This is a genomic window from Caballeronia sp. TF1N1 (assembly GCF_022878925.1).
Lineage (GTDB): Bacteria > Pseudomonadota > Gammaproteobacteria > Burkholderiales > Burkholderiaceae > Caballeronia.
The window spans coordinates 17,895-42,779 of record NZ_CP084626.1; the positions used below are offsets into that span (position 1 = coordinate 17,895).

The 24,885-nt window shown below is 62.5% G+C and carries 21 protein-coding genes and 1 tRNA gene; 14 read left to right on the forward strand and 8 right to left on the reverse strand.

Going from position 1 to position 24,885, the window contains the following annotated elements:
* Positions 1-43: 43 nt before the first annotated feature.
* The 3 genes from LDZ28_RS00090 to dprA all read right to left on the reverse strand — a co-directional run bounded on the left by LDZ28_RS00090 (position 44) and on the right by dprA (position 4,512).
* Complete coding sequence (locus LDZ28_RS00090; RefSeq protein WP_244826725.1) at positions 44-2,701, reverse strand: DNA topoisomerase III; 2,658 nt, start codon at positions 2,699-2,701, stop codon at positions 44-46.
* A 158-nt stretch (positions 2,702-2,859) separates the two neighbouring features.
* Positions 2,860-3,237: a thioredoxin family protein gene (locus LDZ28_RS00095; protein WP_244826726.1), complete on the reverse strand. Its 378-nt coding sequence runs from the start codon at positions 3,235-3,237 to the stop codon at positions 2,860-2,862.
* Positions 3,238-3,309: 72 nt separating this feature from the next.
* Positions 3,310-4,512: a DNA-processing protein DprA gene (gene dprA, locus LDZ28_RS00100; protein ID WP_244826727.1), complete on the reverse strand. Its 1,203-nt coding sequence runs from the start codon at positions 4,510-4,512 to the stop codon at positions 3,310-3,312.
* Positions 4,513-4,713: 201 nt separating this feature from the next.
* On the opposite strand from dprA, the gene def reads away from it, so the two are divergent.
* The 9 genes from def (at position 4,714) to LDZ28_RS00145 (ending at position 13,526) form a co-directional block, all read left to right on the forward strand.
* Positions 4,714-5,217, forward strand: coding sequence for a peptide deformylase (gene def / locus LDZ28_RS00105; RefSeq protein WP_244826728.1), 504 nt, complete (start codon positions 4,714-4,716; stop codon positions 5,215-5,217).
* A 35-nt stretch (positions 5,218-5,252) separates the two neighbouring features.
* Positions 5,253-6,245: a methionyl-tRNA formyltransferase gene (fmt, locus tag LDZ28_RS00110; protein WP_244826729.1), complete on the forward strand. Its 993-nt coding sequence runs from the start codon at positions 5,253-5,255 to the stop codon at positions 6,243-6,245.
* A 94-nt stretch (positions 6,246-6,339) separates the two neighbouring features.
* A complete protein-coding gene (locus tag LDZ28_RS00115; RefSeq protein WP_244826730.1) occupies positions 6,340-6,987 on the forward strand; it encodes a LysE family translocator in 648 nt (215 codons plus the stop codon).
* 129 nt (positions 6,988-7,116) lie between these two features.
* Positions 7,117-7,971 (forward strand): zinc metalloprotease HtpX, encoded by an 855-nt coding sequence (htpX, locus tag LDZ28_RS00120; protein ID WP_244826731.1) that lies wholly within the window; start codon positions 7,117-7,119, stop codon positions 7,969-7,971.
* Positions 7,972-8,135: 164 nt separating this feature from the next.
* Complete coding sequence (rsmB, locus tag LDZ28_RS00125; RefSeq protein ID WP_244826732.1) at positions 8,136-9,596, forward strand: 16S rRNA (cytosine(967)-C(5))-methyltransferase RsmB; 1,461 nt, start codon at positions 8,136-8,138, stop codon at positions 9,594-9,596.
* Complete coding sequence (locus LDZ28_RS00130) at positions 9,593-10,189, forward strand: DUF4390 domain-containing protein (RefSeq protein WP_244826733.1); 597 nt, start codon at positions 9,593-9,595, stop codon at positions 10,187-10,189. Before rsmB ends, LDZ28_RS00130 begins: the two co-directional genes overlap by 4 nt.
* Positions 10,190-10,211: 22 nt before the next feature.
* The gene (locus tag LDZ28_RS00135; RefSeq protein WP_305038165.1) at positions 10,212-12,641 is read left to right on the forward strand and encodes a PAS domain-containing sensor histidine kinase; all 2,430 of its coding nucleotides are present in this window, start codon (positions 10,212-10,214) and stop codon (positions 12,639-12,641) included.
* Positions 12,642-13,355, forward strand: a complete 714-nt coding sequence (gene esaR / locus LDZ28_RS00140) for a response regulator transcription factor EsaR (protein ID WP_244826735.1) — start codon at positions 12,642-12,644, stop codon at positions 13,353-13,355.
* A 95-nt stretch (positions 13,356-13,450) separates the two neighbouring features.
* Positions 13,451-13,526, forward strand: a tRNA-Phe gene (locus tag LDZ28_RS00145).
* A gap of 172 nt (positions 13,527-13,698) precedes the next feature.
* Here the strand turns inward: LDZ28_RS00145 and LDZ28_RS00150 are convergent.
* Complete coding sequence (locus tag LDZ28_RS00150; protein ID WP_244828150.1) at positions 13,699-14,610, reverse strand: lipopolysaccharide biosynthesis protein; 912 nt, start codon at positions 14,608-14,610, stop codon at positions 13,699-13,701.
* 1,497 nt (positions 14,611-16,107) lie between these two features.
* On the opposite strand from LDZ28_RS00150, the gene queC reads away from it, so the two are divergent.
* The 5 genes from queC (at position 16,108) to LDZ28_RS00175 (ending at position 19,594) form a co-directional block, all read left to right on the forward strand.
* Positions 16,108-16,842, forward strand: coding sequence for a 7-cyano-7-deazaguanine synthase QueC (gene queC, locus LDZ28_RS00155; protein ID WP_244826736.1), 735 nt, complete (start codon positions 16,108-16,110; stop codon positions 16,840-16,842).
* A gap of 24 nt (positions 16,843-16,866) precedes the next feature.
* On the forward strand, positions 16,867-17,499 hold the full coding sequence (gene queE / locus LDZ28_RS00160; RefSeq protein ID WP_244826737.1) for a 7-carboxy-7-deazaguanine synthase: 633 nt from the start codon (positions 16,867-16,869) through the stop codon (positions 17,497-17,499).
* 17 nt (positions 17,500-17,516) lie between these two features.
* Positions 17,517-17,963, forward strand: a complete 447-nt coding sequence (gene queD, locus LDZ28_RS00165) for a 6-carboxytetrahydropterin synthase QueD (protein WP_244826738.1) — start codon at positions 17,517-17,519, stop codon at positions 17,961-17,963.
* Positions 17,964-18,125: 162 nt separating this feature from the next.
* Positions 18,126-18,908 carry an HpcH/HpaI aldolase/citrate lyase family protein gene (locus LDZ28_RS00170; protein ID WP_244826739.1) on the forward strand — a complete coding sequence of 261 codons (783 nt, stop codon included), beginning with the start codon at positions 18,126-18,128 and terminating at the stop codon, positions 18,906-18,908.
* On the forward strand, positions 18,905-19,594 hold the full coding sequence (locus LDZ28_RS00175; protein WP_244826740.1) for a tetratricopeptide repeat protein: 690 nt from the start codon (positions 18,905-18,907) through the stop codon (positions 19,592-19,594). Before LDZ28_RS00170 ends, LDZ28_RS00175 begins: the two co-directional genes overlap by 4 nt.
* Before the next feature lie 39 nt (positions 19,595-19,633).
* Here LDZ28_RS00175 and rodA read toward each other — a convergent pair whose 3' ends face one another.
* From rodA to mreC, 4 genes are all read right to left on the reverse strand, one after another.
* Positions 19,634-20,788, reverse strand: a complete 1,155-nt coding sequence (gene rodA, locus LDZ28_RS00180; protein ID WP_244826741.1) for a rod shape-determining protein RodA — start codon at positions 20,786-20,788, stop codon at positions 19,634-19,636.
* A gap of 12 nt (positions 20,789-20,800) precedes the next feature.
* Entirely contained in the window at positions 20,801-23,122 is a 2,322-nt protein-coding gene (gene mrdA, locus LDZ28_RS00185; protein WP_244826742.1) for a penicillin-binding protein 2, read from the reverse strand.
* A 77-nt stretch (positions 23,123-23,199) separates the two neighbouring features.
* Positions 23,200-23,712: a rod shape-determining protein MreD gene (mreD, locus tag LDZ28_RS00190; RefSeq protein ID WP_244826743.1), complete on the reverse strand. Its 513-nt coding sequence runs from the start codon at positions 23,710-23,712 to the stop codon at positions 23,200-23,202.
* Entirely contained in the window at positions 23,709-24,827 is a 1,119-nt protein-coding gene (gene mreC / locus LDZ28_RS00195; RefSeq protein WP_244826744.1) for a rod shape-determining protein MreC, read from the reverse strand. The genes mreD and mreC overlap by 4 nt, the downstream gene beginning before the upstream one ends.
* Positions 24,828-24,885 lie beyond the last annotated feature (58 nt).

Sequence of the window (24,885 nt, forward strand, 5' to 3'; positions counted from 1 at the left end):
CAAATTGCTTCGCGGGGCTTTTTCTTTTCGACGCGAGCTAAAGCTAGCTCGTCTTGCGCGCAGCGGTCTTTTTCACCGCGGCTTTCTTCGCAGGCGCTTTCTTCGCCGCGACCGTCTTGGTCGCGGGCTTGGCGCGCGTCGTCTTGGCGGCTACGGCGACATCGCTATCGCCTTCGTCGCCGTTATCGGCTGGCGCTTCCGTTGCCGCGCCGCGCTTCGCTGCCGTCTTCGCGCCGGGTTTGGCTTCCTTCTTCTCGAATTCGAAGCCGATCTTGCCGTCCGGCTGCTTGACGAGAAACGCCTTGAAGTTGCGGCCCGTGCGCGATGACTTGAAGTTGGTCAGCAAGTCGGTGCGTCCTTCGTTCAGCAGCTTCTCCATCTGCTCACGCGCGATTTCCTGCTGCAGGATGACCTTGCCCGAGCGGAAGTCGCAGGTCTTCGGATTCGCGACGTAGTTCTCGCAGACGTAGCTCATGCCGTGCTCGTACACGCGCGACTGGCACTTCGGGCACGCGCCGACCGGCGTCTGCTCGGAAAAGTCGGGCGGTTCTCCGTCTTCGCCGCCGTTGTCCTGACCGAAATCGAACTCCAGCTTGAAGTTCTTGATCTCGTCGTCGAAAGCGAGCTTTAGGATGGCCGAGAACGGACGGCCCATCTTGCTGCGGAAACCCGACAGCGGTCCGATGGTTTTCTCGCGCAACAACTCCTCGACTTCAGGAATCTCGAACTGACGTCCGCCCGGAATCTTCGAGATGGAAAATTCGCACTTGGTACACGCGAAGCGGCGATAGTTCTCCTTCACCTGCGACTCGCAGTGCGGACACGGCGTTTCGAGCGTGGCGTAGTCGCCTGGGATCGTGTCGGAGTCGTACTCCTTCGCGCGCTTGACGATGGTCTGCGTCATGCGGGCGATTTCCTGCATGAACGCATCGCGATGCAAATTGCCGCGCTCCATCTGCGACAGTTTGTGCTCCCACTCGCCGGTCAGTTCCGGCGCCGTCAGTTCCTCGACGCCCAGACCGCGCAGAAGCGTCATCAACTGAAATGCCTTGGCAGTCGGAATCAGTTCGCGGCCTTCGCGCACCATGTACTTCTCGCCCAACAGACCTTCGATGATCGCCGCGCGCGTGGCCGGCGTGCCGAGCCCTTTCGCAGCCATCGCTTCGCGCAACTCTTCGTCTTCGACGAGCTTGCCCGCGCCTTCCATGGCTGAGAGCAACGACGCTTCGTTGTAGCGCGCGGGCGGCTTGGTGACGAGACCGTGAGCGGCGACCTTGTCGACATCGACCTGTTCGTTTTTCTGCACCGGCACGAGATTGCCTTCCTCGCCCGCCGCTTCGCGACCGTAGACCTGCAGCCAGCCCGGCTCGACGAGCACCTTGCCCTCGGTCTTGAAGTGATGCCCCGAGACTTCGGTGATCCGCGTCGTCACCAGATATTCCGCCGCCGGGAAGAACACGGCGAGGAAGCGCTTGACCACGAGGTCATACAGCTTCTGCTCGGGCTCGGACAACGCCTTGGGCGCCAGAAGCGTGGGGATGATGGCAAAGTGATCGCTGATCTTCGAGTTGTCGAAGATGCGCTTGTTCGGCTTCACCCAGCCCTTGTCGAGCACTTGCTTCGCGAACGGCAGATAGTTGTTGCTGTCCTTGAGCATGGTCAGCGTGTCCTTGACCGTGCCGAGATAGTCTTCCGGCAGCGCGCGTGCATCGGTACGCGGGTAGGTCAGGACCTTGTGCTTTTCATACAGCGCTTGCGCGAGGCCGAGCGTGTTCTTCGCCGAAAAGCCGAAGCGGCTGTTGGCTTCGCGCTGAAGACTCGTCAGGTCGAAGAGCAGCGGCGACATTTGCGTGGACGGCTTCGATTCTTCCGTCACGGTGCCGGTCTTGTCGCGACAAGCCGCCACCACGGACTCGGCCGCGGCGAGACTCCACAGACGCGAGTCGCGCTGTTCGGGATCGTTCTCGACGCGCTTGAATTTCGGGTCGAACCAGCGGCCTTCGTAAATGCCCTTCGCCGCAACGAATTCGGCGCGCACTTCCCAATAGTCGCGCGCCACGAAGCGGCGAATCTTTTCCTCGCGTTCCACGACGATAGACAACGTTGGCGTCTGAACGCGGCCCACGGTGGTCAGGAAGAAACCGCCGCCTTTGCTGTTGAACGCGGTCATCGCGCGCGTGCCGTTGATGCCAACGAGCCAGTCCGCTTCCGAGCGGCAACGGGCGGCATCGGCGAGCGGTTGCATGTCGGCGTCGCTACGCAGATGCGCAAATCCGTCGCGGATGGCGGCGGGCGTCATCGACTGCAGCCACAGGCGCTGGACCGGCTGCTTCGCCTTCGCGTGCTGCGCAATCAGACGGAAGATCAGTTCGCCTTCACGCCCCGCGTCGCAGGCGTTGATGAGCCGGTCGACATCCTTGCGCTTGAGCAGCTTCGTTAGAACCTTCAGCCGTGATTCGCTTTTCGCGATGGGATTCAGGTCGAAATGCGGCGGAATGACCGGCAGATTGGCGAAGCTCCACTTCCCGCGCTTGACGTCGTATTCCTCCGGGGCCGCGATTTCGAGCAAATGGCCGACCGCGGACGAGAGCACGTAGTCGTCGCTCTCGTAATACTCGTCATGTTTCGTGAAGCCGCCCAGCGCGCGCGCGATGTCGTTCGCGACGGAAGGCTTCTCAGCGATGATCAGGGCTTTGGACATGACTCAATATAGTAGGTATTTGGCAGCGGTCCGATTTGGACTGCATTAACGCCGCTTTATAGCACAGGCTTTGTTCGATGCGCGCCGAAGCACGAATTGCGACGCTCGCCGTATAGTTCCGCGAACTTCGTTTCGCGACGCCGCGCGCACGCACTTTTCTACGCCGTGGCAAGCGCCGGGCGCAGTTTCGGCGCGCCCGCCATGTTCGGCAGCGCGGTCAGATCGACCAGCATGCGTTCGACGATGGAAGCCTGCGGCAACACGGTGCCGAAGAAGCGGGTCGTCACCGAGTCCTCGATGAGAATGGTCGGGAAATTCTCGACATCGAGGTCATCGAAACGGTCCGCGTGATTTTCGATATCGATCCATGCGAAGCAGATTTCCGGGTGCGCCGCCGCCAGTTTGTCGAAACCGTCGCGATATTCACGGCAGGTTCCGCACCATTCGGCGCACAGACAGGCGACGAACAAGGTGCCGGGCACGGCGATGCGCTCGGCGATCTCATCGGCATCGGTATCGAGATTCAGCGCGGACATGGCGTTTCTCGCGTCCTTTCGTCTGGGGTTTGGCGTCGTACTCATTTTTCGCGAATGTAGCACGACGCCACTTCACGAGCGTTCGAGCGCCGTCACGCGTCCGCCCGGCAAGGCCGCGATCAAGCCCGATAATTCGAGTTGCAGCAGAGCGCTTTGCAGCGCGGCTCCGTCGAGATCGGTGCGGGCAGCGAGATTTTCAAGCGTCGCGGGTGCATGGCCGAGCGCGGCGAGCACGCGGGCGGCTTCGTCGGTCTCGGGTTTGCCGGGCAGACGCGCCGAAGCCCACGAGGCGTTTGCCGGAGCCGGTGCCTTGCCGCGCTTTTTGCGAGGTGTGGCGGGAAAGCCGAATTCCTCCAGCACGTCTTCCGGCGTTTCCACAAGCTTCGCGCCCTGCTTGATGATGCGATGACAACCCTGCGACAGCGGCGCGTGGATCGAACCGGGCATGGCGAAAACATCGCGGCCCATTTCGTTGGCAAGCCGCGCGGTGATGAGCGAGCCGGAGCGCATTGCCGCCTCGACGATCAAAACGCCCTGCACCAGGCCCGCGATGAGCCGGTTGCGCTGCGGAAAGTTGGCGGAGCGCGCGGGCGTGCCGAGCGGCCATTCGGACACGATCACGCCATCGCGGGCGATTTCATGCGCGAGCTGATGATGCAGCGACGGATACACGAGATCCGCGCCCGTCCCGATGACGGCGATCGTGCCTGTGGCGCCGTCCAGCGCGCCCCGATGCGCCGCGCCGTCGATGCCGAGCGCGAGCCCCGACGCGACGGCAAGCCCGGCGTCCGAGAGCGCGCGCGCGAACCGGCGCGCGTCTTCGAGTCCTTGCGGCGTGGCGTTCCGGCTGCCGACGATCGCCACCGCGCGCGCTTGCAGCAAGTCGGTTCGCCCTTTCGCGTACAAGAGCGCGGGCGGATCGGGCATGGTGAGGAGCGCTTGCGGATACGCGGTATCGGCGAAAGTAAGAATGTGATTGCCGGGTTCGGCGGCCCATTCCAGCACGCGTTCAATATAGTTGCCGAATGGCACGCCTTCGACTTCGGCGGGCGGCGCGAGCGCGGCGGTCGCGGCATCGGTGTTGGTGACTTCGGCGAGCGAGGCGAAACTTTCGGCTAAAACGTCCTTCGGTCCGCCAAACGCGCTCAAGAGCGCGCGCAGGGCGGCGGGACGCAGTCCCTTTGCATGCGTGAGCCGCAGCCAGGCGGAAAGTTCGTCGAGGTCCGTGGTGAGCGCTTCCGGTTGAGGCTCGGTCGGCGGTAAGGCGGTCGTCATGTTAAGATTTTTGGTCCCGGAACGTAATTAAGAAGTGTCGCCCGCCCGTGTGTTCAGGCCGAGCGACGCCGGTTGGCCGCTTGCCGGCGGCGTTGAATCCAGCGGATTCACCTGCATATCTTCGGCATGCCGCCACCCACCCGCAACCTGGCCGAATGGCCGACTTCACACGCGTCGCGGCGCGCGTAGATAATCCGAATCATGGCTCTGCTCAAGATACTGAACTACCCGGACAAGCGGCTGCACAAGGTGGCGAAGCCCGTCGCCGTCGTGGACGACCGCATTCGCAAGCTCGTCGCCGACATGGCCGAAACCATGTACGCGGCACCCGGCGTCGGCCTCGCCGCGACTCAGGTGGACGTCCATGAGCGGGTAATCGTCATCGACGTATCGGATGCGCACGACGAACTGCTCGTATTCATCAACCCGGAGATCGTCTGGGCAAGCGAAGTCAAGAAAGAGTGGGAAGAAGGCTGCCTCTCGGTGCCGGGCATCTACGACTTCGTCGAACGGCCGGACAAGGTGCGCGTGAAGGCGCTCAACGAGAAAGGCGAAAGCTACGAACTGGACTGCGATGGCCTGCTTGCCGTGTGCATCCAGCATGAAATGGATCATCTGGCGGGTCACGTGTTCGTCGAATATCTCTCGACGCTCAAGCAGACGCGCATTCGCGGCAAGATGAAGAAGCTCGAAAAGGCGCTGTAAAGCGCTTTATGTTGTCTCAAAGGTAGTAACAATCGATGACTCAATCGCTGCGTGTCGTTTTCGCCGGTACGCCGGAATTTGCCGCCGCCGCGCTCGCGGCTATCCACGCGGCCGGATTTCCCGTGCCGCTGGTTCTGACCCAGCCCGACCGGCCCGCTGGCCGTGGCATGAAGCTGACCGCCAGCCCCGTCAAGCGTTTTGCCGTCGAACACGGGCTAACGGTCGCGCAGCCCACGTCGCTCAGGCGCGCGGGGAAGTATCCGCAAGAAGCCGCCGATGCCATCGAGTTGCTGCGCGCCACGCCGCACGACGTGATGGTTGTCGCCGCTTACGGGCTCATCCTGCCGCAGGAAGTGCTCGACATTCCGCCGCGCGGCGCCATCAACATCCACGCTTCGTTGTTGCCGCGCTGGCGCGGCGCCGCGCCGATCCATCGCGCGATCGAAGCGGGCGACGCCGAATCGGGCATTACGCTCATGCAAATGGACGCGGGCCTCGACACCGGCGCGATGATCCGCGAGGGCCGCACGGCTATTGGCGCGGACGACACCACCGCCACGCTGCACGACCGCCTCGCGAAAATTGGCGCGGATCTGATCGTCGCGGCTCTCCGCGACCTCGAACGCGACGGCGCGCTGCCATCGACACCGCAGCCTGACGACGGCACGACCTACGCACAGAAGATCGCCAAGAACGAGGCCGCGCTCGACTGGCGGCGTCCGGCAGAAACGCTTGCGCGTCAGGTGCGCGCGTTCGACCCGTTCCCCGGCGCGTTCGGCACGCTCGATGGCGTCGCGATCAAGATCTGGTCCGCGCAGCCGGTGAGCGGCGAGTGGCAAGCCGATCCGGGCACCGTCGTGGATGTGTCGGCGGAAGGAATTGTCGTGGCCTGCGGAACGGGCGCGCTCAGGCTCACGCAGTTGCAAAAGCCCGGCGGCAAGCGCCTGCCCGTGCGCGAGTTTCTCGCGGGCGCGCCGCTTGCCCGAGGTCAGCGTTTCGCGCTGCTGGAAACCGATCCGGACGCTTGACCCAGGCTCAAAGCACGCGCGACGGACATGTAACGCATGCGTCGCGCGGCGCTAGAATCGTGAATCTTCAACACGCGCACGCTTGGAGTTTCCGATGCTCGGCATTACCGGTTTTGCCTTCTTTCTCGTCGCCGTCTTTCTGCTGAATGTCACGCCCGGCCCCGATACCGCCTATATCGTCGGGCGCAGCGTCGCGCAGGGACGCGGCGCGGGAATCGTATCCGCGCTCGGCATCTCGGCGGGCTGCATCGTTCATACGCTCGCGTGCGCATTCGGATTGACGGCGATTCTCGCGGCGTCGGCCACGGCGTTCACCGTCGTCAAGATCGCTGGCGCGATCTACCTGATTTATCTCGGCGTGCGGCTCATTCTCACGAAGCACGACAAGGCCGTAGACGCCCACGCAGACCGAACCAGCGCGCAAGCCGCGCCAAAATCACTGCATCAATTGTTCGCGCAAGGCTTCGTCACGAACGTGCTGAATCCGAAAGTCGTGCTGTTTTTCGTCTCGTTCTTTCCTCAATTCGTCGCGGCGGACAGCCAGCACAAGACGCTCGCGTTTCTCACACTCGGACTCGTGTTTATCGCCATGAGCACGGTCTGGAACAGCTTCGTTGCGTGGATCGCGGGCAGCGTCACCGAACGTTTTTCGGGCAAACCGGGGATGAAAAAGTGGCTGGATCGGGGTGTGGGCACGGCGTTCGTCGGCCTGGGACTGAAGCTCGCGACGTCACATCGCTGAACGCAACAACCCGATTGAATTTTTCGCGGACGCCCCTATCTAACGATTTGCTTACAATGAGCGTCCTGGCCAGTGTGGCCGGGACCATCGCGCAAATTGCGCACCGTATTAGGGATAGGAGTTTCTGACATGTTCAACTGGGTCAAAACCGCGATGCTGATGGCTGCGATCACGGCCCTCTTCGTCGTGATCGGCGGGATGATCGGCGGGTCGAAGGGCATGATGCTCGCGCTCGTCGTCGCGCTCGGCATGAATTTCTTTTCGTATTGGTTCTCGGACAAGATGGTCCTGCGCATGTACAACGCGCAGGAGGTCGACGAAACCACTGCGCCGCAGTTTTATCGCATGGTGCGCGACCTGGCCACGCGCGCTCAGTTGCCAATGCCGCGTGTCTACCTCATCAACGAAGACGCGCCGAACGCGTTTGCAACCGGTCGCAATCCGGAACACGCGGCCGTCGCGGCGACCACCGGCATCCTGCGCGTGCTGTCCGAGCGCGAAATGCGCGGCGTGATGGCGCACGAACTGGCGCACGTGAAGCATCGCGACATTCTCATCTCGACCATTTCGGCGACGATGGCCGGTGCAATCTCCGCGCTCGCGAACTTCGCCATGTTCTTCGGTGGCCGCGATGACGAAGGGCGCCCGTCGAACCCGATTGCGAGCATCGCGGTGGCTATCCTCGCGCCTATTGCGGGCGCGTTGATCCAGATGGCCATTTCTCGCGCGCGTGAATTCGAGGCGGATCGCGGCGGCGCGGAGATTTCCGGCGATCCACAAGCGCTCGCCAGCGCGCTCGAGAAAATCCACGCGTACGCGTCCGGCGTGCCGTTCCCCACGGCGGAAGCGCACCCGGCCACGGCGCAGATGATGATCATGAATCCGCTGTCGGGCGGCAGCATCGCGAACTGGTTCTCGACGCACCCGGCGACGGAAGAACGCGTCGCGCGCCTGATGGAAATGGCGCGCACCGGGCGCATGTAATCCGGGGCGTCGTCACGACGCGTTACACCGAAGGCCGTTCCAGTCACGCTGGCGCGGCCTTTTTCCTTTTGTGGTGCGAAACGCGCAAGCACCGGGCCACGAAGCCTTGCACGTTACAATCGTCGTTCGAATCGATGTTCACACGAAGTCGCACGACCTTACACATGACCGACAAGCCTTCCCGGCGACTTTCCACCGCGCCGCACTCGGCGCGCGGAGCGACTCATTTGAGCGCGCTGCATCTTGCTCCCGATTCCCTTGCGTTCGCGCTCGACGGCGCGGCGCAGGCGGTCGGCGCCGTGCGCGCGGGATCGGCGTTGCCGGCCGCCTTGCAGACGGTTATCGCCGCGGGCAGACAGCCGGCGGCACGTGGCGCGATTCAGGACATTGCGTATCGCGCGATGCGCCGTCTCGCACTTGCCGATGCGCTTTTGCATAAGCTCGTCCGCAAGGCGCCGCCGCCGCACGTGGCCAACGTGCTGGTCTGCGCGTTCACGCTGCTCACCGACGACGAAGCGCACGCGGCCTACGCGCCGTTCACCGTCGTCGATCAGGCGGTGACCGCCATCGCCACGCGCCGCGAGTTTGCTTTCGCGAAGGGCCTCGTCAACGCCGTGCTGCGCGGCTTTCTGCGCGAACGCGATGCGCTCCTCGAAGAAGCGCGTGTGAGCGAAGTCGCGCGCTGGAATTATCCGCAATGGTGGATCGACGCCGTGAAGCGCGGTCAGCCGGACGCGTGGCAAGAGATTCTCGATGCGGGCAACGTGCAGGCGCCGCTCACGCTGCGTGTGAACGCGCGTCACGCCACCGTCGATGCCTATCTCGAACGCTTGCGGCAGGAACATATCCAAGCGGAAGCCGCCGGTCTGCACGCGGTGCGCCTTGAAACACCGATGCCGGTCGAGCGTATTCCGGGCTTCGCGGATGGCGTCGTCTCCGTGCAGGACGCGGGCGCGCAACTCGCGGCACAAGCGCTCGACGCGCGTGACGGCATGCGCGTGCTCGACGCGTGCGCCGCGCCTGGCGGCAAGACCGGTCATATCCTCGAACTCGCGAATGTCGAACTCGTCGCGCTGGAAAGCGATGCGACTCGCGCGGGACGTATCGGCGAAAATCTCGCGCGCCTCAAGCTGCACGCCGAGATTTGCGTGGGCGATGCCGGCGATCCTTCGCAATGGTTCGATGGCGCGCCGTTCGATCGCATTCTCGCGGACGTGCCGTGTTCGGCCTCGGGCATCGTGCGGCGTCATCCGGACATCCGCTGGTTGCGGCGGCCCTCGGACATCGCGACGCTCGTCGAAGAACAGCGGCGCATTCTCACGGCGCTCTGGCCGCTCGTCGCCAAGGGTGGCGAGTTGCTCTACGTGACTTGCTCGATCTTTCCCGAAGAAGGCGAAGAGCAGGCCCGCTGGTTTGGAAGCACGCATGAAGATGCGGTACGATTGGACGCGCCGGGCCAGTTGCTGCCGACCAGGGCGCGTGCCGGTGCGGGCGCGGGCGCGGCAAACGGGTCACGGGACAGTAAACAAGTGGCCGGCCAGCCATCGAACGGGAACGCGGAAGCTGCATCGAGTTACCGCGCGGACCACGACGGATTCTTCTACGCGCGCTTTCAGAAACGGTGACGATCAAACGCCTTTTTCCGCTTCGGCTCGCGCTCGTCGTCTGGACCGCGCTGACGTTCTGCCTGTATTTCGCGGCAGCGGATTTCGCCTTCGCCGAAACCATTTCCGTGCAGCGGGCTTCGTTGCAGTCGGACAATAACGGCTGGAATCTCGATGCCCATTTCGACTTCGACCTCAACAGCAGCCTCGAAGAAGCCGTGAACCGCAGCGTGCCGCTCTATTTCACCATCGACTTCAACTTGTCCCGGCCGCGCTGGTACTGGTTCGACGAGGAGCCGGTGAATGTTTCGCAGAGCATCCGGCTGTCTTATCAGCCGTTGACCAATGAATATCGCGTGTCGACCGGCGGCCTGCAATTGCGCTTTGCATCGCTCAACGAAGCCATGGCGGTGATCAAGCACGTGACATCGTGGCATGTCTTCGACCGCAATCAGGTGCATCCCGGCGAAACCTATAACGCATCGGTGCGCATGCAACTCGACATCGCGCTGATGCCCAAGCCGTTCCAGATCGACGCGGTGAACAACCGCGACTGGAACCTCTCATCGGACTGGAAGCGTTTTACTTTTACGGCGGCAGAACGTGCGAAATAGATTTCGACGCGGCCGCACGGACATGAAAAGTCTCGTCGTCCGGTTGCTGGTCTCGACAGTGGCGGTCACGGCGGTTCTGCTGCTCGTGATGCTCGCGCTCGCCAGCGCCAATACCGAATTCTTCGACCGCTATTACGGCTGGCTCTACGCGGCGAACGTGGCGATTGCGCTCATCTTCATGCTGATCGTGATCAGCCTCACGGCGATCATCGTGGCGCGCGTGCGGCAGGGCCGCTTCGGCACGCGGCTACTGGCCAAGCTCGCGTTGATCTTCGCGCTGGTCGGCGTGCTGCCGGGCGCGATCATCTACGTCGTGTCGTATCAGTTCGTGTCGCGCAGTATCGAATCATGGTTCGACGTGAACGTCGAGACCGCGCTCACGTCGGGTCTCACGCTCGGGCGCGGCATGTTGCAGACATCGCTCGCCGACTTCAAGGCGCGCGGCCGGCAAATGAGCGATCAGCTTGCTAGCGCGGATCAGTCGAGTCTCACGCTTTCGCTCCTGCGGTTGCGCGATCAATACAACATTCAGGACGCGGTCGTGTTTGAACGTCCGCGCGATCAGTACAACCGCGAAGATCTGTCCGCGAATAACGGCACGCAGCGCGTGTCGGGATTGCGCACTATCGCGCAGGCCTCGGGCAACTACTATTCGCTGTTGCCGACGAACGAGCCGACCGGCTCGATGCTGAAGGAGGCGCAAGATCATCCATATGGCGCAATAGAAGGCGAGATCGACGGCGATCCATCGTCCACCGGGCCGAAAGGCGCGTTGCGATTGCGGGTGATCACGAAGATCCCCGATCCCACGACGACCACGGAGTTTCAGCACGTCGATCGCTTCCTGCAGATCGAGCAGCCGGTGAGTCAGGAACTCGCGCGCAACGCGGATGCCGTGCAGCGCGCGTATCGTGAATATCAGGAAAAGCGGCTGGGGCGCACGGGCTTGCGCAAGATGTATATCGGCACGCTGACGCTCGCGCTCTTTCTCGCCACGTTCATCGCGATGATGCTCGCGCTCGCGCTTGGCAATCAGCTCGCGCGACCGCTGTTCCTGCTCGCGCAAGGCACGAAGGAGGTGGCCGAAGGCGACTACACGCCAAAACGCGAGATCAATTCGCGCGATGAACTCGGCTTTCTCACGCAGTCGTTCAACGCGATGACGCGGCAGCTTTCCGAGGCGCGCGCGGCGGTGGAAAACAACCGCATCGCGCTGGAGCATTCGAAGGCGTATCTGGAAAGCATTCTCGCGAATCTCACGGCGGGCGTGTTCGTGTTCGACCGGCAGTTTCGGCTCACCACTGTCAATCGCGGCGCGGAACGCATCTTCCGGCAGCGGTTTATCGGCTTGCTGAATCAGCCGCTCGATCAGATCGATGCCCTCGGCGAGTTCGGCGCGATGGTCAAGAAAGCCTTCGCCGAACGCGATGCCGCCGCTGTCGGCAGCGGGCATCCCATTGGCGATCGCGGACACTGGCAGCAGCAAGTCGCGGTGACGGTGCCTGGCGAGAACGAGCCGCTCACCTTGCTCGTGCGCGGCACGCAGTTGCTGAGCGCCACCGACGCCGACTCCGACGACGCGGAAACCACCGGCTATGTCGTCGTGTTCGACGATATCTCCGACGTGATCTCCGCGCAGCGTTCCGTGGCTTGGGGCGAAGTGGCGCGGCGCCTTGCGCATGAGATCAAGAATCCGCTCACGCCCATTCAGCTTTCCGCCGAACGTCTGCAAATGAAGCTCGCGGACAAACTTGCCGCGCCGGACGCCGAAGTGCTGAGGCGCGCATCGACGACCATCGTCAATCAGGTGCAGGCGATGAAGCAGATGGTCGACGATTTCCGCGAATATGCGCGTACGCCGCCGGCCGTCCTCGGTAATCTGCAATTGAACGAATTGGTCGCCGAAGTGCTTACCTTGTACGGCATCGAGGAAGGCAAGAGCGCGATCAAGGTGGACCTCACGAAACTCCCGGTAATTCGCGGCGATGCCACGCAGATAAGACAGGTGATTCACAACCTGTTGCAGAACGCGCAGGACGCCGTGGCCGATGTCGCGGAGCCGCGCGTGCTTCTCGAAACGAGAACAGTAGAATATGGCGAGCCTGACGCATCGGGCCATGCGCGTGTCGCGGTACGGCTCACGGTGTCGGACAACGGTTCGGGCTTCCCGGCGCGCATCTTGTCACGCGCTTTCGAGCCGTACGTCACGACGAAAGCAAAGGGCACGGGACTAGGACTTGCAACGGTGAAGAAGATCGTCGACGAGCACGGCGCGCGGATCGACATTCGCAATCGGTCGAAGAACGCGGATGTCATCGAAGGCGCGCAGATATCGATTCTGTTTCTTCAACTCGCGGACGATACCGCCGCTCCCGGCGCGACGACGCGGGGAACGGGCACGGCAGTGAATCACGGAACGACAAAAGCAACAGTGCAGACAAGGGCAGCTTAAATGGCGACCATCCTGGTAGTAGACGATGAAATGGGGATCCGGGAACTGCTCTCCGAGATCCTGAGCGACGAAGGCCACGTGGTGGACGTGGCGGAGAACGCGCAACACGCGCGCGACTACCGCTTGCAGCAGACGCCCGACCTCGTGCTGCTCGACATCTGGATGCCCGACACCGACGGCGTAACGCTGCTGAAGGAGTGGGCCGCGCAGGGCAAGCTCACGATGCCGGTCATCATGATGTCGGGGCACGCGACCATCGACACGGCCGTCGAAGCGACGAAGATCGGCGCGCTCAATTTTCTCGAGAAGCCGATCGCGTTGCAGAAACTGCTTAAGGCGGTCGAGCAGGGTCTGGCGCATGGAAGCGCGGCGCCCGCGGTCGTGTCATCGACCAAGCCGCTGACGAGCGCGGGGGCATCCGGCGTGCCGGTGGCCGCTGCGCTGCCGAGCGCGTCGGCGTTGAACGCCACACCCGGCGACGTGGCTTCGGGTGGGGCATCGCCGAACGCGGGACAGACGGCATCGATCTCGTTCGATATTCCCTTGCGCGACGCCCGCGATGCTTTCGAGCGCGCGTACTTCGAATATCACCTCGCGCGCGAGAACGGCAGCATGACGCGCGTCGCCGAAAAGACGGGGCTCGAACGTACACACTTGTACCGCAAGCTCAAGCAATTGGGCGTCGATCTCGGAAAGAACAAGAACGACGTTTGACCCGCGGCATCGAGCCGATTGCGTCGAATTGGAGAAAAATTCGGCTCAAGGCTTGAGCCTCGTGCATCACTCTGATATAGTCTCACTTCTCCGATGGCCCGGTAGCTCAGTTGGTAGAGCAGCGGATTGAAAATCCGCGTGTCGATGGTTCGATTCCGTCCCAGGCCACCAGAATTAAGAAGCCCGAGAGTGTCATCACTCTCGGGCTTTTTCTTTTGCGGCGGGCCTTTGTCAGGCTCGGTATCTGCACGAAACAAGCGAAAAAGCGGACAGGCGTTTGATTTGCCTGTCCGCTTTTTTTGCTTGTTGCGGCCCCTACTGCGAGCCGCTTGGAAGAACATCTTTACTTCGGGTTTGCCGTGACGAAGTTTTTGAATGCCGTGTAAGCCGCCTTCACCGTCTTGCCGTCGTTCTTGATCAGACCGTAAGCACCTTCGCCGCCCGCCGGATCGTCGTACAGTTCGTACGTCTGGATAGCCTGGATGTTGTACTTCGTCGCCACCGAGACGAACTGCGCCATCATCTTGTTGCCAACGAGGTACGACGCGATCTGTTGATCCGTGCCCATGTTCGGACGCACGCCGAATTCGTTGATCCAGATCGGCTTGCCCATTGCCTGCAGCGTCGCGAGGATGTCGTGGCAGCCCGTGCCGCCGCATGCGTTCGTGATGTCGCCCTGGTCCGAGTACCAGTGCCATGCGGTGACGTCCCAGCTCACAACCGGGTGACCCGTCGTGCCGTCCGGCTGCGTGCCGGCCGCGAGCATCTGGTCGAAGCCGTAGTGCATCCACGCGCCGCCGCCCATGATGATCTTGCCCGCCGTATCCACCGACTTCACGCCGGCGATCATGCCGCGGATCACGCCACGCGCAAGCTGGAACTTCTTGTTGTCGAAGTGCTGGGGATAGACGCCATCCACGTTGCCTGTGAGGCAGTCCGCTTCGAGTTCGTTGCTGACTTCATAGTACGGATACTTGTTCGCGGCGGCCGTTTGCTGGCCGAGCGCGAAGCCTGCGTTATAAGCATCGGTTTCGCTGTTGAAGTCGATACCCATCAGCATCACCGGATACACGGTCACGCCGCCTGCCGCCATCGTCTTCGCAATGCCCGCGAGCTTGGTCGCCGCAGCCTGGCTATAGACCTCGTTGCGGTACAGCTTCACGCCGAGATCCTGCAGTTGCGACAGTTGCAGCGCGGGGCTGGAAATGTCGTATGCGCCGCCTTCGTTATTGTGGCCGTTCGCGCCGTAGAAGATCTTGGTGGTGGTCGGCGTGGCGGGCGGCGTGGCCTTCGTGTTCGACACCGTCACGCTGACGTTTTGCACCGAGCGCACGCTGTTCGATGCATTCGCCGCCGTGATCTGCCACGTATGCACGCCGTTGACCTGGCGCGTGGTATCGACGGTCGTCGAGAATGCGCCGCTTGCGGGCACGGCATCGCGCGCTACCTTGTTGCCCGTCGTCATGTCGACGACAGAAACCGTGGTCCATTTCGATCCGGTCGTGCCTTTCACGGTCACGGTGCCGGTCGCGGTTGCGTTGACCGTCGGCGCCGTCACGACGAATGCCGATGTGTTGCGCTTCGAGGCTTCCGCGGTCGATGCGAGGTCGAAGGCGTCGTTGCCGGCCCCGCCGCACGCGGTGAGCAGCACGCTGGCGACGATCGTGGCGGCAATCAGACTTGCCTTGGGAGCGGTGAAGGCGAAACGGGCAGGGGTATGGGTCGAATTCTTCATATTATTAGTTAGCGTTACTAATGATGTGTTGTGCGTCGGCTCAGAAAATGAGTGCGTTGACCAAAGCGCCGGAAATAAATCGGCAAATCGGTTACGGACCTGCGTCCCGCTTAACCCTGCGGATGGGTGCCGGGAGCGAGTTCATTCGCATGCCGAATGAAATTGCCCCGAAGGGTGGGCAGATCAGTCCAACGGCAGATGCCGGACGCTGCCAGACAGCCGGACCCACACCGTTCGTCCACGCGTTTCGAGCGCCTGGAGCGATTGCGGCGTATTACCTATGGACCGGCACGAAGAAAAAGCCACGCGCTTGCTGCGTTTAAACGTTTGCGCGTTGAATTCGCCTTCAGGCGCGAATTCTGGTAAAGCGGAACTTATTGCTTGACGCAAACCGTCTTTCGGGACGATTACCTAGAATTACGACTCATCGGCGCGGACCTTTAGCTTATAAAGACAGTTTTGCTGATTTCATTTTGGCCAATAAGTATATATTTCCGAATTCGAGTGTGTCGCACGCAGTTACGACGGATAACCGGAAGGTCATCCACGACCGCGTGTGTGGAAAAGATGATTCATTCAAGTGACGGCATTTCCTTAAAGAAGAATGACCTTCAGCCGCGTGGTGGTATGTCTCCAACAACCAGAATTCGGTGCGTATCGCCGGCCTTTACCGATAATCCGTGCTGAATCTTCGAAGCGTTTTGGGTAACTCTTTGCTCGACGCAGCCAGCCTAACGATCGGCAAACAATCGCGCTGCGTGATAAAATCCGCATCGAATTAAGGACTTGCCTGTCCTCGGACCGCAGGTCCTTTTTGTTTTTCGACGTTGTGGCTTACAGGCGCGGCCGGTAAAAAGCGTGCGAATTCTGGCGACGCCTTCGTATATGGGACATAAAGAGTCGCCGCACGTGGGGAAAGGGTCGTCGGCCTATACTGAAACGTCGGGGTAAAAGCATGTCTCTCTTACCGACCGGCGACATGGCCCGTAGGCCAATCTCAAAACACGGAGTTTCACGGTGACTCGTACAGACGCTAAGGACAGCGCGCTCGTGCTGTTTTCCGGCGGACAGGACTCGGCTACATGCCTTGCCTGGGCGCTCGAACGCTATAAGACCGTCGAGACGCTGGGTTTCGACTATGGTCAGCGGCATCGCGTCGAACTCGAGTGTCGTGACGGTTTTCGCGCCGCCGTGCTGCGCGATTTTCCGCATTGGGCTGAGCGGCTCGGCGAAGACCACACAATCGATCTATCGGTTCTCGGCGCCATCAGCGATACCGCGATGACACGCGAAATCGAGATTCAGTCGACCGCAAGCGGCCTGCCGAACACCTTCGTGCCCGGACGCAATCTGTTGTTCATGACGATCGCGGCGGCGGTGGCGTATCGGCGCGGATTGAAAGTTCTCGTCGGCGGCATGTGCGAGACGGATTTCTCCGGCTATCCCGATTGCCGTGACGACACCATGAAAGCGCTGCAAGTGGCGCTCAATCTCGGCATGGAGACGCGTTACGCGCTTGAAACGCCGCTGATGTGGCTCGACAAGGCCGACACGTGGCGTTTGGCTGAAACGCTCGGCGGCGACGCGCTCGTCGAATTGATCCGCGTCGAAACGCACACGTGCTATGTAGGCGAGCGCGCCGAGCTACACGACTGGGGCTTCGGCTGCGGCCAATGCCCGGCGTGCAAGCTGCGCAAACGCGGTTACGAGGCATACCGCGCGGGCGAGCAAGTCACTATTGCGCCGGTTTGAACTTCAATTGATCACAGAGCAGTCATGACGTACGCAGTGAAGGAAATCTTCTACACGTTGCAAGGCGAGGGCGCGAACGCCGGGCGTCCGGCCGTGTTTTGCCGCTTTGCCGGCTGCAATCTGTGGTCGGGTCGCGAGCAGGATCGCGCTGAAGCCGTCTGCCAGTTCTGCGATACCGACTTCGTCGGCACCGATGGCGAGAACGGCGGCAAATACCGCACGCCCGCCGAACTCGTCGCGATGATCGCCTCGCTCTGGCCCGAAGGCGAGGCGAACAAGTTCGTCGTCTGCACGGGCGGCGAACCGATGCTGCAAATCGACCAGCCTTTCGTCGATGCCCTTCACGGCGCTGGCTTCGAAATGGCTATCGAAACGAATGGCTCGCTGCCGGTACTCGACAGCATCGACTGGATTTGCGTGAGTCCGAAAGCCGACGCACCGCTCGTTGTGACCAAGGGCCATGAGCTGAAGGTCGTCGTGCCGCAGGACAACCAGCGCCTCGCCGATTACGAAAAGCTCGATTTCGAGTACTTCCTCGTCCAGCCAATGGACGGCCCGTCGCGCGACATCAACACGAAGCTCGCGGTCGACTGGTGCAAGCGGCATCCCAAGTGGCGGCTGTCGATGCAGACGCATAAATATTTGAACATTCCCTGACAGACGGTCCCGCCGACGTGCAGACGATTACCCGAAAACTCGAATTCGATGCGGGCCACCGCATCCCCGATCACCGCAGTCAGTGCCGCAATTTGCACGGGCATCGTTACGTGCTCGAAATCACGCTGCAAGGCGATCTCGTGGATGTCGAAGGCGCGCCCGATCGCGGCATGGTCATGGACTTCGCGGATGTGAAGTCGCTCGCCATGGAGCATCTCGTCAACAAGTGGGATCACGCTTTCATCGTCTACGAAGGCGACGTGAAAGTACGCGATTTCTTGCAGTCGATGGCCGATCACAAGACCGTCGTGTTCGACCGCATTCCGACGGTCGAGAATATGGCGGCGGTCGCGTTCAAGATTCTCGCGGAAGTCTACGACGCGCATTACGGCGTCAATCTCAAGCTCAAGCGCCTTCGCTTGTACGAAACGCCCAATTGTTGGGCCGACGTGGAACACGCCTGACGCATCCGGCGGCGCGGCCCACGCCTGCGTCGCCGTCACGGTATCATCGCTCGTTGAATCGCCCGTCTTCCGCGGCGACACAAACGGAGCGCGAGTAATGCCGTCATTCCTTCCGCCGTTTTTCTGCTTCTCGAAGCGCGCCCAACTTACAGGAGCCGCGCTATGAGCACCTTCACGAATCCCCTCAAGCAACGTCTCGCCGAACCCGGCGCGCTCTTCGGCCTGTGGCTGTCGCTCGGCAGCGCCGATGCCGCCGAAGCGCTCGCGCACGCGGGCTTCGACTGGCTGTGTATCGACATGGAGCACTCGCCGAACGATAGCCGCGACGTCGTCGATCAGTTGCGCGCGATCGCGGCGGCGCATCTGCCGAGCGAGCCGATCGTGCGCGTGCCGTTCTCGGATGGCTGGCTCGTCAAGCGCGTGCTGGACGCGGGCGCGCGCACGCTGATGTTCCCCAACGTGCAATCGGCCGAGGATGCCGCGCGCATCGTGCAGCTCACGCAGTATCCGACCGAAGCCCAGCTCGACGGCTTGCGCGGCGTCGCGGGCATGGTGCGCGCGGCTGCGTACGGCATGCGGCGCGACTACGTGACGGGCGCGAACGCGCAGATCGCGACCATCGTGCAGATCGAATCGGTGGCGGCGCTCGAAGCCGTCGACGAGATCGCGGCGACGCCCGGCATAGACTGCCTCTTCATCGGGCCCGCGGATCTCGCGGCAAGCCTCGGCCATCTCGGCGACATGAAGCACCCGGATGTGCAGGCAGCCATCGACAAGGTTGCGGCAGCCGCGAAGCGCGCGGGCATCGCGAGCGGCATTTTCGCGATCGATGTCGCTGGCGCGCGACAATATGCGCAAGCCGGCATCAACCTGATCGCGCTCGCCGCCGACGTCATGTGGCTCCTGAAGGCGACGCGCCAGGCTTTGCAGGAGGCAAGAGCATGAACACGGCTTGGCGTGGCGGCATCGCTGCAGCCTGTTTGATGTTCGGCGCGGCGTTCGCGGCCAACGCGCAGTCGCAGACGATGCCAAAGCCGACGGACCTCGCGACGCAAAACGCCGTCGCCGATTACAACGCGGGCAATCTCGTCTCAGCGCGTTCGCAGTTCCGTCGCGCCGCGCAAAAGGGCAGCCGCCTCGCCGAATTCAATTACGCGATGATGCTGCTGAACGGCGAAGGCGGTCCCGCAAATGTCCCCGAAGGCAAGAAGTGGTTGCGTAGCGCCGCCGACGCCAACATGTCTCACGCGCAGTTCGTGTACGGCAAGATGTACGACGACGGCCAGTTCGTGGACAAGGACCCGGCGGAAGCGCATCGCTGGTTCTTGCGCGCCGCGAGTCAGGGACACGTGCAGGCGGAACTCGCGCTCGCCAACCAGTTCCTCGATGGACGCGGCACCACGCGAGACAACGAGCAGGCATTCACCTGGTACAAGAAGGCGGCGGAAGGCGGCGACATGACCGCGCAATACGTGGCGGGATCGTTCTACGAACGTGGCGGCGATGGCGTCGAGCGCAATCTCAACGTCGCGCGTGCTTATTACGCGGCGGCGGCCGCGCAAGGCGATCCGGCGGCGAAGCTCAAGTACCTGCAACTGAGCGCGGAGCTGGAAAAGCAAAAGCCGCAGTGAACATGACGCTGCGGCTTTTTCGGGACACGGGGATTGAGGCTAGCCTTGCATCAATCGCTTCTGTCGCGCGACGCTCATGATGAGTCCAACAGCGACGCCGAGCGTGGTGAGCGCCGTCCCGCCGTAACTCATGAACGGCAACGGCACGCCGACCACGGGCAGAATTCCGCTCACCATGCCGATATTGACGAACGCGTAGGTGAAGAACGCGAGCGTGAGCGAACCGGCCAATAATCGCCCGAAGAAGGTGGCGCCGTTTGCCGCGATGAACAGACCGCGCGCGATCAGCGCCATATAGAGAAAGAGCAGCACGAGCCCGCCCGCAAGGCCGAATTCCTCGGCGAACACCGCGAAGATGAAGTCCGTGTGCTTTTCGGGGATGAATTCCAGGTGCGCCTGCGTGCCCTTCAGCCAGCCCTTGCCGAGCGTGCCGCCGGAGCCGATGGCAATCACCGCCTGAATGGTGTGAAAGCCTTTGCCGAGCGGGTCTGAAGTCGGATCGAGCAGCGTGCAGATACGATGCTTTTGATAGTCGTGCATCATCGGCCAGTTCACTTCGGGCTGGCAGATGCGGTTCTGGAACACCGCCACGCACGCGATGACGACCACGGCCGCCGCGAGCACCGGCACGATCAGCTTGAAACTGAGCCCGGCGAAATAGATGACGAACATCCCCGCCGCGAACACGAGCACTGCCGTCCCGAGGTCCGGCTGCTTGGCGATCAGCGCAACGGGCAGCAGCAGAATGACGAACCCGGCAACGTAATCCCACCAGCGAATGTTGCCTTCACGCCGCTGGTAATACCACGCGAGCATGAGCGGCATCGCTATCTTCATGATTTCCGACGGCTGAATCACCACGCCGACATTGAGCCAGCGTTTTGCACCCTTGCGCGTGAGCCCGAACGCCGCGACCGCTATCAGCAGCGCCACGCCGACGGTGTATAGCGGGACGGCGAAGCGCATCAGCGTTTGCGGCGGGATATTGGCGAGCACCCACATCAGCCCGAAGGTCAGCATGATGTTGCGCAGTTGGTCTTCCACGCGGCCCGGCATGTCGATACTCGCGCTATACAGAGTCACGATTCCCACGCACAGCAACAAGAAGACGATCAGCGCGAGCGGCTTGTCGAAGCCCGCGAACATGCGCTTTGCGTGCTCTTTCCAGACGTGCTTGTCGAAGGTGAGTTGCATGCCGGTCATCCTTTATTCGTCGATACCGCCGGACGGCGCCAGCGTGCGCACGGCGTCGTTCGGGTTACTGCGAACCATCGTCGGCGTGGGCTCGGCGGGTCGTTTGTTCGGCGCGGGCTTGCGGCCCGGCGCGGACGCGGGCAACGCCGCGGCAGGCGCCGAAGCGACGCGCGCGTTCGCGGCCCGTGCTGCAGACGCCGCCGCTGGCGCCGAAGCGATGCGCGCGTTCGCTGCTTTCGGCGATGATGCGGGCAACGCCGGCGCCGATGCAGCCCGAGCCACCGCCGGATTCGACGCCGCCAGCGGCGAGAACGCCGGCGACGCGTTCACCACCGAGGCCGGCAGCGCCGCCGCGACGGGCGATTGCGTGCCGCCGATCATCGGTAGGCCGGCGTCCGTGGTCGCGGATGCGGCGGCTTCGATCGCGGCCGCCTCGGCGCCAGGCTTCATACGATCGACCAGATAATAGTCGAGCACCTTGCGCGCGACCGGCCCCGCCGATTCCGCGCCCCAGCCGCCGTTTTCGACGATCAGCGCAAGCGCGATCTTTGGCTGCTCGGCCGGCGCAAACGCGATGAACAACGCGTGGTCGCGCAAATGCTCGGCCGTCGCATGACCGTGATAGTTCGCGCCCTGCAGCGAGTAAACCTGCGCGGTTCCGGTCTTGCCCGCTGCCTGATAAGGCGCGCCCACGAAGAGCTTCGCGGCCGTACCGTTCGTGATGACGCCTTCCATTGCGCGCTTGATGAAGTCGACGTCTTGCTGGCGCACGGGAATCTTGTCGCTCGGGTCGCGCACTACGACGCGCATGGCCTTCGTCAGCGGATTCTCGATGTCGCGCACCAGGTGCGGCTTCATCACGACGCCGTTATTGGCAAGCGTCGCCGTGGCGTGCGCGAGTTGCAGGATGGTGAACGAGTTGTAGCCCTGCCCGATGCCAAGGCTGATCGTTTCGCCTTCGTACCAGCGTTGCTGCTCCGGCTTGCGATACGCCTTGCGCTTCCATTCCGTCGACGGAAGAATGCCGCGCGCCTCACCCGAAATGTCGATCCCGGTAATTTGGCCGAATCCCCACGGCTTCATGAAGCCGGCCATCGCGTTCACGCCGAGGTCGCGCGCGAGCATGTAGAAGTACGTGTCGTTCGACACGACGATCGCGCGATTCATGTCCACCCAGCCCTGACCCGAGCGCACGTCGTTGCGGAACGTGTGACCGCCGAACGTGAAGAACCCGGGGTCCTGAAAGCCCCAGCCGGGCGTGCGCTTGTGCAGCGTGAGCGCGGCGAGCGCCATGAACGGCTTATAGGTCGAGCCCGGCGGATACGTGCCATGCAGCGGACGATTCAGCAACGGATGATCGGGCGAGTTGTTGAGCGCGTCCCACGTCTGCTGATCGATACCATCGACGAAGGAATTCGGATCGAAGCTCGGCGCGGACACGAACGCGAGCACGTCGCCCGTCGATGGCTCGATTGCCACGAGCGCGCCGCGCTTGCCCGCGAATGCTTGCTCGGCGACCTGCTGCAGCCCGATATCGAGCGACAGCACGAGGTTGTTGCCGGGCGTCGCCTGCGTGCGCGACATCGTGCGGACCGGGCGGCCGCCCGCCGTGACTTCGACTTCCTCGAAACCTGTCAGACCATGCAGTTCGGTTTCGTAGCTCTGCTCGACCCCGATCTTGCCGACGTAATCCGTGCCCTTGTAGTTGTTGGCGTCGAGACGCGGATCGTAGTGATCGGAGGCTTCGTCGTTGGCGTCGCTCGCGTCGTCGATACGCTCCTGATCGCGCTGCGAAATTCGCCCGATATAGCCGATGACGTGCGCGGCCGTCATGCCGAGCGGATATTGCCGGAAGAGCCGCGCGCGCACTTCGACGCCTGGAAAGCGGTAATGCTGCGCGGTGAACTTGGCGACTTCGTCGTCGGTGAGACGCGTGCGGATTGGCAGGCTTTCGAAGTTCTTCGAGTCTTCCAGCAGCTTCTTGAAACGCCGGCGATCGCGTGAATCGATAGGAATGACTTGCGAGAGTGCGTCGATGGTGTCGTCGAGCGACGCGGTGATCTTGGACGGCGTGATTTCGAGCGTATACGCGGAATAGTTCTTCGCCAGCACCACGCCGTTGCGATCGGTGATGATGCCGCGGTTCGGCACGATCGGCGCCACGGAGATGCGGTTCTCGTTTGCCTGCAACGAGTATTTGCTGAAGTTCCAGACCTGCAGATAGAGGAAACGCAGGCCGATCAAACCGAAGCAGACGAACACGAACATTCCCGCCGCCGCGACGCGCAGGCGGAATCTGGACAACTGTTGCTCGGTGTTCTTTATTTCGGTCATGCAGCTTTCGCGGTGGGTCGCGATTCAAGTGTAGTCCGCGCGCGTTCGCATCGGGGGCGGCACGCGCGCGGTGGCGCTCAGATCGGGCGCGTATCGTCGGGATCGGCGGCGCGTCGTTGCGGTATCAGCAGCAGAAAACTCGTGACCGGCCAGAGCGCGGCTTCGACAAATCCGTTGACGAGATAACTCCAGCCGGGAAACGCGGCGCCCGTCATCAGGCGGATTACGAACGGCACGAGATGCGCGCCCACCAAAAGCGGCGCGACGACGAAGGTTTGTACAGGCAGGGACATCCACAGGACACGCCTGTGAATGGTAATCGCGCCATAAGACAACAAGGTATAAGCCAGCGCATGTTCGCCGAGCAGATTCGCGTTATGCACGTCCATCAACAGCCCAAGCAGAAACGCGATGCCCATGCCCACCTTGCGCGGCTGATGGACGTTCCAAAACAGCAGCACGAGCGCGACGAAATCCGGTATGCCGATAAGCCGGCCCCAAGGCACCAGATTCAGCAGAAACGCTGCAGCGAGGCTGAAGGTGATGAAGTACGGATTGACCGGCTGAAGAATGTATTGCGGGCGGTTCATTGCGCGGCCCTCGCGGATGCGGGCTTAGGCATATGCGCTTTTTGCGATGGCCGGGCGGTAGCGGCCGAGGCGGCTTTCGCCGCGGCAGGTTTCGCGCCGGGCTTTTCCACGGCAGCGGGAGCGGATACCGGAGCGGCAGCCGACGCGGCCGACGTCGCCGATGCGCCGCTTGCACCTTCAGCGGAGACCGTGGCCTTCGCAGTAGGCTTCTTCTTGCCCTTGTTCTCTTTCGCTTCCTTTGCAGCGGCGGCGGCTTCGACTTCGATCGGATTCGGCGGCACGTTCACGTTGTAATGCAGCACGAGCAACTGACGCGCGCCGCGAACAGCGGCGATAGGCACGCAGACGACGCGCGCGAATGCCGTATCCGCCTGCTTGTCGACGCGCAACACTTTGGCCACCGCGAGTCCCGGCGGATAGATGCCATCGAGACCGCTCGTCACGAGCTCGTCGCCAGCTTGGACGTCGGCGCTGATCGGCACGAAGCGCAGGTCGAGTGTGTCGCCTTTCGGCGTGCCGTAGATCACGCTGCGCAAACCCGTGCGCGCGATCTGCACCGGCACCGCTTGATCCTTGTCCGTCAGCAGCGTGACTTCCGATTGCAACGGAAACACGCGCGTGACCTGACCGATCACGCCGTCTTCTGTCACGACGGGCGCGCCATCCTGGATGTTTTGCTGCGAACCCTTGCCGATCACGACTTTCTGCGTGAAAGGATCGCGCGTGTCGTATTGGATTTCGACGGGCGTGGTTTGCGTCGTCGCGCGCGATTGCAGATTCAGCAATGCACGCAGATGCGCGTTCTCAGCCGAAAGCTGAGAGGCATCGCCCGCCTTGACGGACAGGTCCAGATTCTTGTCGGAGAGCTTGCGGTTCTCGCTGCGCAAGGTGGCGCTCGTAACCGCGAGGTCGGCCGCGCCCATGAAGATGTCGCGTGGCACGAGCGCCGCGCGTTGCAGCGGATAGAGGCCGGCGCCGAGCATGCCGCGCGCAATTTCCAGCGTATTGAACCGCGCATCCGAAACGAGCAATGCGATGGCGAGCACCACAAAGAAGATCAGTCGCGCGAGCGCGGAAGGGCCTTGCTTGAAAAGTGGCGGCGGACTGTATTCCATGGTCGGCGCCGAGGGCGTGAGCGGGTGGATCGATGCTGCAGGTTTGCCGGTTTCGGCT

What these genes read in the sequence shown, in the direction of transcription:
- LDZ28_RS00115 (WP_244826730.1), top strand. Translation starts at nt 6,340, where the DNA reads ATGCTCGGCATTACCGGTTTTGCCTTCTTTCTCGTCGCCGTCTTTCTG.
- rodA (WP_244826741.1), bottom strand. Translation starts at nt 20,788, where the DNA reads ATGCAACTCACCTTCGACAAGCACGTCTGGAAAGAGCACGCAAAGCGC.
- LDZ28_RS00090 (WP_244826725.1), bottom strand. Translation starts at nt 2,701, where the DNA reads ATGTCCAAAGCCCTGATCATCGCTGAGAAGCCTTCCGTCGCGAACGAC.
- esaR (WP_244826735.1), top strand. Translation starts at nt 12,642, where the DNA reads ATGGCGACCATCCTGGTAGTAGACGATGAAATGGGGATCCGGGAACTG.
- mrdA (WP_244826742.1), bottom strand. Translation starts at nt 23,122, where the DNA reads ATGACCGAAATAAAGAACACCGAGCAACAGTTGTCCAGATTCCGCCTG.
- LDZ28_RS00175 (WP_244826740.1), top strand. Translation starts at nt 18,905, where the DNA reads ATGAACACGGCTTGGCGTGGCGGCATCGCTGCAGCCTGTTTGATGTTC.
- LDZ28_RS00170 (WP_244826739.1), top strand. Translation starts at nt 18,126, where the DNA reads ATGAGCACCTTCACGAATCCCCTCAAGCAACGTCTCGCCGAACCCGGC.
- mreC (WP_244826744.1), bottom strand. Translation starts at nt 24,827, where the DNA reads ATGGAATACAGTCCGCCGCCACTTTTCAAGCAAGGCCCTTCCGCGCTC.
- dprA (WP_244826727.1), bottom strand. Translation starts at nt 4,512, where the DNA reads ATGACGACCGCCTTACCGCCGACCGAGCCTCAACCGGAAGCGCTCACC.
- fmt (WP_244826729.1), top strand. Translation starts at nt 5,253, where the DNA reads ATGACTCAATCGCTGCGTGTCGTTTTCGCCGGTACGCCGGAATTTGCC.
- queE (WP_244826737.1), top strand. Translation starts at nt 16,867, where the DNA reads ATGACGTACGCAGTGAAGGAAATCTTCTACACGTTGCAAGGCGAGGGC.
- LDZ28_RS00095 (WP_244826726.1), bottom strand. Translation starts at nt 3,237, where the DNA reads ATGTCCGCGCTGAATCTCGATACCGATGCCGATGAGATCGCCGAGCGC.
- htpX (WP_244826731.1), top strand. Translation starts at nt 7,117, where the DNA reads ATGTTCAACTGGGTCAAAACCGCGATGCTGATGGCTGCGATCACGGCC.
- mreD (WP_244826743.1), bottom strand. Translation starts at nt 23,712, where the DNA reads ATGAACCGCCCGCAATACATTCTTCAGCCGGTCAATCCGTACTTCATC.
- rsmB (WP_244826732.1), top strand. Translation starts at nt 8,136, where the DNA reads ATGACCGACAAGCCTTCCCGGCGACTTTCCACCGCGCCGCACTCGGCG.
- LDZ28_RS00135 (WP_305038165.1), top strand. Translation starts at nt 10,212, where the DNA reads ATGAAAAGTCTCGTCGTCCGGTTGCTGGTCTCGACAGTGGCGGTCACG.
- def (WP_244826728.1), top strand. Translation starts at nt 4,714, where the DNA reads ATGGCTCTGCTCAAGATACTGAACTACCCGGACAAGCGGCTGCACAAG.